7 protein-coding genes are annotated in these 7,478 nt (G+C 72.3%); 6 read left to right on the forward strand and 1 reads right to left on the reverse strand.

Annotated elements, in window-relative coordinates; all coding sequences use genetic code 11:
- The first annotated feature begins 3 nt into the window (after positions 1 to 3).
- From argG to ACIY1X_RS22675, 4 genes are all read left to right on the forward strand, one after another.
- A complete protein-coding gene (gene argG / locus ACIY1X_RS22660) occupies positions 4 to 1,344 on the forward strand; it encodes an argininosuccinate synthase (RefSeq protein WP_399684987.1) in 1,341 nt (446 codons plus the stop codon).
- Positions 1,345 to 1,459: 115 nt separating this feature from the next.
- The gene (locus ACIY1X_RS22665; RefSeq protein ID WP_399684972.1) at positions 1,460 to 1,777 is read left to right on the forward strand and encodes a type II toxin-antitoxin system Phd/YefM family antitoxin; all 318 of its coding nucleotides are present in this window, start codon (positions 1,460 to 1,462) and stop codon (positions 1,775 to 1,777) included.
- Positions 1,778 to 1,781: 4 nt separating this feature from the next.
- Positions 1,782 to 2,183 (forward strand): type II toxin-antitoxin system RelE/ParE family toxin, encoded by a 402-nt coding sequence (locus ACIY1X_RS22670; RefSeq protein WP_399684975.1) that lies wholly within the window; start codon positions 1,782 to 1,784, stop codon positions 2,181 to 2,183.
- A gap of 105 nt (positions 2,184 to 2,288) precedes the next feature.
- Positions 2,289 to 3,764, forward strand: coding sequence for a flavin-containing monooxygenase (locus ACIY1X_RS22675; RefSeq protein WP_399684977.1), 1,476 nt, complete (start codon positions 2,289 to 2,291; stop codon positions 3,762 to 3,764).
- Between the two features lie 103 nt (positions 3,765 to 3,867).
- Here ACIY1X_RS22675 and ACIY1X_RS22680 read toward each other — a convergent pair whose 3' ends face one another.
- Positions 3,868 to 4,500 (reverse strand): DUF4760 domain-containing protein, encoded by a 633-nt coding sequence (locus ACIY1X_RS22680; protein WP_399684980.1) that lies wholly within the window; start codon positions 4,498 to 4,500, stop codon positions 3,868 to 3,870.
- Positions 4,501 to 4,800: 300 nt separating this feature from the next.
- On the opposite strand from ACIY1X_RS22680, the gene ACIY1X_RS22685 reads away from it, so the two are divergent.
- Both ACIY1X_RS22685 and ACIY1X_RS22690 read left to right on the forward strand, forming a co-directional pair.
- Positions 4,801 to 6,192 (forward strand): DUF2868 domain-containing protein, encoded by a 1,392-nt coding sequence (locus tag ACIY1X_RS22685; protein WP_399684983.1) that lies wholly within the window; start codon positions 4,801 to 4,803, stop codon positions 6,190 to 6,192.
- Positions 6,189 to 7,478: GTPase/DUF3482 domain-containing protein (locus tag ACIY1X_RS22690; protein WP_399684985.1), on the forward strand; the 1,290-nt coding region annotated here is incomplete at its 3' end. The genes ACIY1X_RS22685 and ACIY1X_RS22690, both read left to right, overlap by 4 nt.

Here is a 7,478-nt window from a genome sequence, read left to right on the forward strand (position 1 = left end):
ACCATGAGCACCATCCTCCAATCCCTCCCCACCGGCCAGAAGGTCGGCATCGCCTTCTCCGGCGGCCTGGACACCAGCGCCGCGCTGCTGTGGATGAAGAAGAAGGGCGCCCAGCCCTACGCCTACACCGCCAACCTGGGCCAGCCCGACGAGCCCGACTACGACGAGATCCCGCGCAAGGCGCTGGCCTACGGCGCCGAGAAGGCCCGCCTGGTGGACTGCCGCCAGCAGCTCGTGGCCGAAGGCATCGCCGCGCTGCAGGCCAATGCCTTCCATGTCTCCACCGGCGGCGTGACCTACTTCAACACCACGCCGCTGGGCCGCGCCGTCACCGGCACCATGCTGGTGGCCGCCATGAAAGAGGACGACGTCAACATCTGGGGCGACGGCAGCACCTTCAAGGGCAACGACATCGAGCGCTTCTACCGCTACGGCCTGCTGACCAACCCCGGCCTGAAGATCTACAAGCCCTGGCTGGACCAGACCTTCATCGACGAGCTGGGGGGGCGCAAGGAGATGAGCGAGTTCCTCATCGCCAACGGCTTCGACTACAAGATGTCGGTCGAGAAGGCGTACAGCACCGACTCCAACATGCTCGGCGCCACGCACGAGGCCAAGGACCTGGAGCACCTGAGCAGCGGCATCCGCATCGTCAACCCGATCATGGGCGTGGCCTTCTGGAAGCCCGAGGTGGAAGTGAAGCCCGAGGAGGTGCGCGTGCGCTTCGAGGAAGGCCGCCCGGTGGCGCTGAACGGCCAGCGCTTCGACGACCTGGTCGCGCTGATGGAAGAGGCCAACCGCATCGGCGGCCGCCACGGCCTGGGCATGAGCGACCAGATCGAGAACCGCATCATCGAGGCCAAGAGCCGCGGCATCTACGAGGCCCCCGGCATGGCGCTGCTGCACATCGCCTACGAGCGGCTGGTCACCGGCATCCACAACGAGGACACGATCGAGCAGTACCGCATCAACGGCATCAAGCTCGGCCGCCTGCTCTACCAGGGCCGCTGGTTCGACCCGCAAGCCATCATGCTGCGCGAGACGGCGCAGCGCTGGGTGGCGCGCGCCATCACCGGCGAGGTGACGCTGGAACTGCGCCGCGGCAACGACTACTCGATCCTCGACACCGAATCGCCCAACCTCACCTACGCGCCCGAGCGCCTGAGCATGGAGAAGGTGGAAGACGCGCCCTTCTCCCCCGCCGACCGCATCGGCCAGCTGACCATGCGCAACCTCGACATCGTCGACACCCGCGCCAAGCTGGCCACCTACGTGCAGGCCGGCCTGCTGGCCAAGCCGGAGGGGACGGAGCTGCCGCAGATCAAGGACGAAGCGCGCAAGTAGTCCCTGCCGGATTGGCGCCGAAGGCGGCCCTGCGCGGCCGCTTTTTTTATTGCCGGAACCGGCCGAGCGCGTCTAAGATGTACAGAATTCTGTACAAACTTTGGTAGAAAATCTCATGGCCATTGCCACCAGCGATGTGATCCCCCTTTCTCAGGCGCGCGCCCAGCTGTCCGACCTGGCGGATCAGGTCAAGGCGGGCAGCGAGAAGATCATCACCAAGAACGGCGAGAGCTATGTCGCGCTGATCGACGCACAGCGGCTGGACTACTACCACCGGCTGGAACGCGAGCGCATCCACCTGCTGCTCATCGACGAAGCCAGCCGCGGCCTGGCCGACCTGGCGGCCGGCAAGGTCAAGGACGCCCGCAGCACGCTGTCGGCCCTCAGGCGCCGCCGCGCCGGCGGCCGGGCGAGCAACCCGTCTGATAACTGACGCCATGCCGCCGTCGCAGCGCAGGCACGTCGTCAAGCTCACCGCCAACTTCGAGCACAACCTGCGCGACATCCAGGCCTTCCTGCTGCAGGCCGAGGCGCCCCAGGCCTTCGATGCCCTGCTGGACGAACTGGCTGAGATCGTCATTCCCAACCTGGAGCGCTTCCCCGGCATGGGCCGGCGCTTCCTGGCGCGCCAGGCCCATTCGGTCGAGGTCGCCAGTGCGCAAGAGCGACTGGTCCAGCAGTTGAACGCCATCGCCTCCGGCGGCGAGATCCGCGAATACGTGATGACGCACCACCTGCTCCTGTACGCCCACCTGCCGGCCAGCGTGGTGCTGCTGTCCATCCGCCACCAGCAACAGCTCTCCTTCGATTTCCAGGCCCACTGGCCCACCGCAGGGTGAGGCTTGCGGCAGCGGCCGTCGCCAATGTGCCCGTGCAACGGCCGCCTGGGCGTCTAGAGTCGAACACCACAGGCGCGCCACGGGACGTGCAGGAGACAAGCGGTCATGAGCACCAGCCACGGCGAACACCTCGACGTCCTCATCATCGGCGCAGGCGTCTCCGGCATCGGCGCCGCCTGCCACCTGCGCCGGCAGCAGCCGCAGCGCCGCTTCGCCGTCGTGGAAGCCATGGACGGCTTCGGCGGCACCTGGCGCACCCATCGCTACCCGGGCGCGCGCTCGGACAGCGACCTGTACACCTACGGCTACGGCTTCAAGCCCTGGCGCGGCCGCGCGCTGGCCACGGCCGACGAGATCCGCGCCTACCTGGCCGAGACCATCGACGAGCACGGCCTGGCGCCGCACATCCGCTACGGCCTGAAGATGACCGCGGCGGACTGGTCCTCCAGTGAACAGCGCTGGACGGTGCGGCTCGTTCGCCGGGCCACCGGCGAGGCGTCGACGCTCACCTGCAATTTCCTGTGGCTGTGCCAGGGCTACTACGACCACGCCAAGGGACACCTGCCCGAATGGCCGGGCATGGAACGCTTCGCGGGCACGCTCGTCCACCCGCAGCACTGGCCGGAAGACCTGGACTGCACCGGCCGGCGCGTGGTCGTGATCGGCTCCGGCGCCACCGCGGCCACGCTGGTGCCGGCGCTGGCCGGGCAGGCGGCGCACGTCACGCTGCTGCAGCGCTCGCCCACCTTCTTCATCGCTCGCGGCTGGGAGCACGAACTCGCCGCGCCGCTGCGCGCGCTGGACATCCCGGAGGAATGGCTGTTCGAGATCCTGCGGCGCGCGCACATCGCCCGCCACGCCGAACTGACGCGCATGTCCTTCGAGCAGCCCGAGGCGCTGCGTGCCTGGCTGATCGCGCAGACCCGCGCGCTGCTGCCCGAGGGCTTCGACGTGGAACGCCACTTCAATCCCGCCTACCGCCCCTGGCAGCAGCGCCTGGCCGTGGTGCCTGACGGCGACCTGTTCGCCGCGATCCGCGAAGGCACGGCCAGCATCGTCACCGACGCCATCGAGTGCTTCGACGAGGCCGGCATCGTGCTGGCCGGCGGCGGCCGGCTGGATGCGGACGTCGTCGTGGCCGCCACCGGCTTCGACCTCGCCCTGTTCGGCGGCGTGCCCTTCGCCGTCGACGGCGCGCCGGTGGACCTCACGCCCCGCGTCACTTACCGCGGCCTGATGATCGAGGGCCTGCCCAACCTGGCCTACGTGCAGGGCTACTTCCGTTCGAGCTGGACGCTGCGGGTGGACCTGGTGTGCGGCTTCGTCTGCCGCCTGCTCGACCACATGGCGCAGCGCGGCGCCGCCGCCGTGACGCCCCGCCTGCGGCCCGAGGACGTCGGCATGCCCCTGCTGCCCTGGTGCGACCCGGCCAACTTCAACGCCGGCTACGTGCTGCGCACCCAGCACCGCATGCACCGCCAGGGCGACCGCGAGCCCTGGACCCACATGCACGAATACGAGACGGAACGGCATACGCTGCCGGCGGTGGACCTGGACGAGGCGGCGCTGACATACCGCTGAGGTTCGCGCCGTGGCCGCGTGGTGCCACAAGAGCCGTTCGGGCTGGGCTTGTCGAAGCCGGGCGCGGCGCTTCGACAGGCTCAGCGTGAACGGATCGGAGGGCTCAAACGCTGCGGCGGCGATACGGATTCGCCACCGGCCTGTCCAGCACCTGCCTCTGCAGTTCCGGATCGAACCACCGCTCATAGAGCCAGTGCAGATGCTCGAAGGTCCGCGGCGCAGCCTTCCTGCCGGGCGGCGTCGTGCGCCGCTGGCGGATCAGCGGCTCGGCCGCCTCGTACACCCCGCACAGGATGCCGCGGAAGGTCTGCTTCATCAGCGTCTCGTCCAGGTCGCCGTAGCGGATGCCCACGGCGATGAACTCGAAGTAGTTCAGCAGGTAGCGCAGCGCCGGGATCTGCGCCTCCGGCGCGCCGCTGCGGGCCTCTTCCTCGCCCAGCCGGTAGATCGCGCCGGACGGGGTGAAGTAGCGCGCGTTCACCAGCCGCGTCTGGCTCATGTAGGTTTCCGACAGGCGCGAGTTCAGCAGCGTCGTGATGGTGTGCTGCCGGATCGAGTTGCGCATGGTCACGATGGCCGAGGTGATCCAGCCCGCCACCGCCGCCACGGCGCCCAGCAGCACCACCCACTGCGCCTTCTCCAGCCCGATGGGCGGCGCCGCCAGCACGATGCGCCGCCCGCCCAGCCACTCGGCCAGCGCGAACAGCGCCGTGGCCGCCAGCACCGCAGACAGCAAAAAGCCCAGTACGCGACTGGGCTTTCGGGGGTGGCGGGGGTGGGCTTCAGCCGAGGCCATCGCCTTCGCGGTTGCGCTTTGCCATGATGACTTTCCTTTCATGCCCGCCAGGGGAAGCAGGCGCTGGACAGGGAACCCCTGTGACCGATGCCGGCATTCTGGCCTATTTTCCGGGGAACCGGCTTCCTTTTCACCCGGCGCCGCGTCGGACAATGCGCCGCACGTCCGGCGCCGCCCCTCTGCAATTCAGGGCCGTCCGGCCGGTTTCAATCTCTCTTCATCGCCGCGCGCCCGACCGACTTGCATCCGCCTTCCGCTTCGCCACCCGCCCGCCCCGCTGCCGCCGCCCTGCTGACCGAGGCCGTGCGCCTGATCGAGGACGCCGGCCCGCTGGAAGACAGCCAGGCCCTGCGCCAGGCCGCGGCCGCCGGCGGCAGCCGGCAGGCCCAGGCCGGGCGGCGCGCCGGGCTGCTGGCCGAGCGGCTGGACCTGCGCGGCCGGCTGGCCCGCGCGCAGCGGGCGGCGCCCTGGGTGCTGCTGGGCCTGGCGGCGGCGGTGGTGCTGGCCGGGCTGGCGCTGGCCGGCGGCGTGGTCGATGCGCAGGACCGCCGCATCAACGTCATGGCCGCGCTGGTCGCTCTGCTGGGCACGCACCTGGTCACGCTGGCCCTGTGGCTGCTGGCGCTCGCGTGGCCGGGCGCATCGGCCTTCGGCGGCAGCCTGATCGGGCGCCTGTGGCTCACGCTGACGGCGCGCTTCACGCTCGGCCGGGGCACCGAGGGCGCGGCGCTGCTGCACGGCGGGCTGCGCCTGCTGGAGCGCGCACGGCTGCTGCCCTGGCTGCTGGGGCTGGCCAGCCACGTGGTGTGGACGCTGGCCTTCGCGGCGGCGCTGGGCGCGCTGCTGTTCGCCCTCTCCTTCCGCCGCTACACGCTGGGCTGGGAGACGACGCTGCTCGACCCGGCCGTCTTCGCCCGCTGGGTACAGGCGCTGGCGGTGGCGCCGGGCTGGCTCGGCTTTCCCGTGCCGGATGCAGCGGCGCCCACCGACCGGCAGCTCGCCGGCTGGCTGGTGGGCTGCGTGATCGTCTACGGCCTGCTGCCCCGCGCCCTGTGCGCGCTGCTGTGCGCCGCCATGTGGCGCGCGCGGCGCGGCCGGCTCGCGCCGGACTGGCGCGAGCCCTACTACCAGCGCCTCTTCGCCCGCTTCGACGCCCTCGCGCCGGCCGAGGTGGTGGACGCCGACACGCACGGCGGCGACCCGCGCCCCGCCCACCCCTCGCACGCCGTCGCCCCCAGCGACGCCGTGCTGCTGGCCGGCTTCGAACTGCCCGCCGACTGGCCCTGGCCGCCGGCGCCGCTGCCGCCGGCCGTCACCGAGACGCTGCGCGTGGACGGCAGCGCCGCCCAGCGCCTGGCGCTGCTGCAGGCGCTGGAACGCCTGCACCCCCGCCTGCTGGTGCTGGCCTGCCGCGCCGCCGCCAGCCCCGACCGCGGCACCGAGCGCCTGCTGCGCGAGGCGCTGCCGCTGGCCGGCGCATGCCGGCTGTGGCTGCTGGGTGCGCCCGACACGCCGGACGACGCCCCCGCCGGCGCCGACCGCTGGCAGCGCTGGCTCGCCTCCATCGGCCTGGACGACATCCCCTGCGCCACGCAGGCCGCCGACGCCCTGCTCCCACCTGCCGCACCATGACCGAATCCCCCGAGGCCGCCCCGCTGCGCATCGCCGTCGTCGGCCACACCAACGCCGGCAAGACCTCGCTGCTGCGCACGCTCACCCGCCGCGTCGACTTCGGCGAGGTCTCCGACCGGCCCGGCACCACGCGCCACGTCGAGCGCATCGACCTGCGCGTGGACGGCCGCCCCGCCGTGCGCTTCTTCGACACGCCCGGGCTGGAGGACGCGGTGACGCTGCTGGCCCACGTGCAGACGCTGGACGGCGATTCGCGCCCCGAGCGCATCCGCCGCTTTCTCGCCGGGCCCGAGGCGCACGGCGCCTTCGAGCAGGAGGCCAAGGTGCTGCGCACGCTGCTGGAGGAGGCCGACGCCGCCTTCCTCGTCATCGACGTGCGCGAGCCGGTGCTGCCCAAGTTCCGCGACGAGGTGGAGCTGCTCGGCGCCTGCGGCAAGCCGGTGATGCCGGTGCTCAACTTCGTCGCGCAGGCGGCCGGCCAGGGCGCGGGCGAGGCCGAATGGCGCGCCATGCTGGCGGCGGCCGGGCTGCACGCCGTGGTGCGCTTCGACGCCGCCGCGCCCTTCACCGGCGCCGAGCGCGAGCTGTACCAGGACCTGGGCACGCTGCTGCCCGCGCGGCGCGAATCGCTGCGCGCCATCGCCGCGCACCTGCAGCGCGAGGCCGAAGCGCGCCGCGAGGCCGGCTGCACGCTGATCGCCGAAGGGCTGGTCGAGATCGCCGCCATGCGCCGCGCCGTGCCGGCCGAGGCGATGCAGGACGAGACCGCCCGCCGCACCGAGGTCAACGCCCTGCGCCGCCAGGTGACCGAGCGCGCGCAGCACCACGTGGACACGCTGCTCGGCCTGTACGGCTTCCGCGAGGGCGACGGTGCCGAGGCGCCCCTGCCGCCGCTGCAGGGCCGCTGGACGCTGGACCTGTTCCACCCCGAGACGCTGCGCCAGGCCGGCGTGCGGCTGGGCCAGGGCGCGGCCGTGGGCGCCGCGGTGGGCGTGGTGGCCGACCTGGCGGTGGGCGGCCTGTCGCTGGGCGCCGGCGCGGCGCTGGGCGGGGCACTCGGCGGCGCGCTGGCGCAGGGCTGGGGGCCCTTCGGCCGGCGCCTGGCCAACCGCCTGCGCGGCGTGCAGGAGCTGACGGTGGAAGACGGCGTGCTCTTCGTCGTCGCCGACTGGCAGCTGCGCCTGCTGCTGGCGCTGGAGCGGCGCGGCCACGGCAGCGCCGCGCGGGTGGACGCCGGCAGCGCCGCGCCGGCGCCCGCCGTGGCCCAGGCGCTGGCCGCCGCCGTG

The sequence above is a fragment of the Xenophilus sp. genome (genome assembly GCF_044462705.1).
Lineage (GTDB): Bacteria > Pseudomonadota > Gammaproteobacteria > Burkholderiales > Burkholderiaceae_C > Xenophilus > Xenophilus azovorans.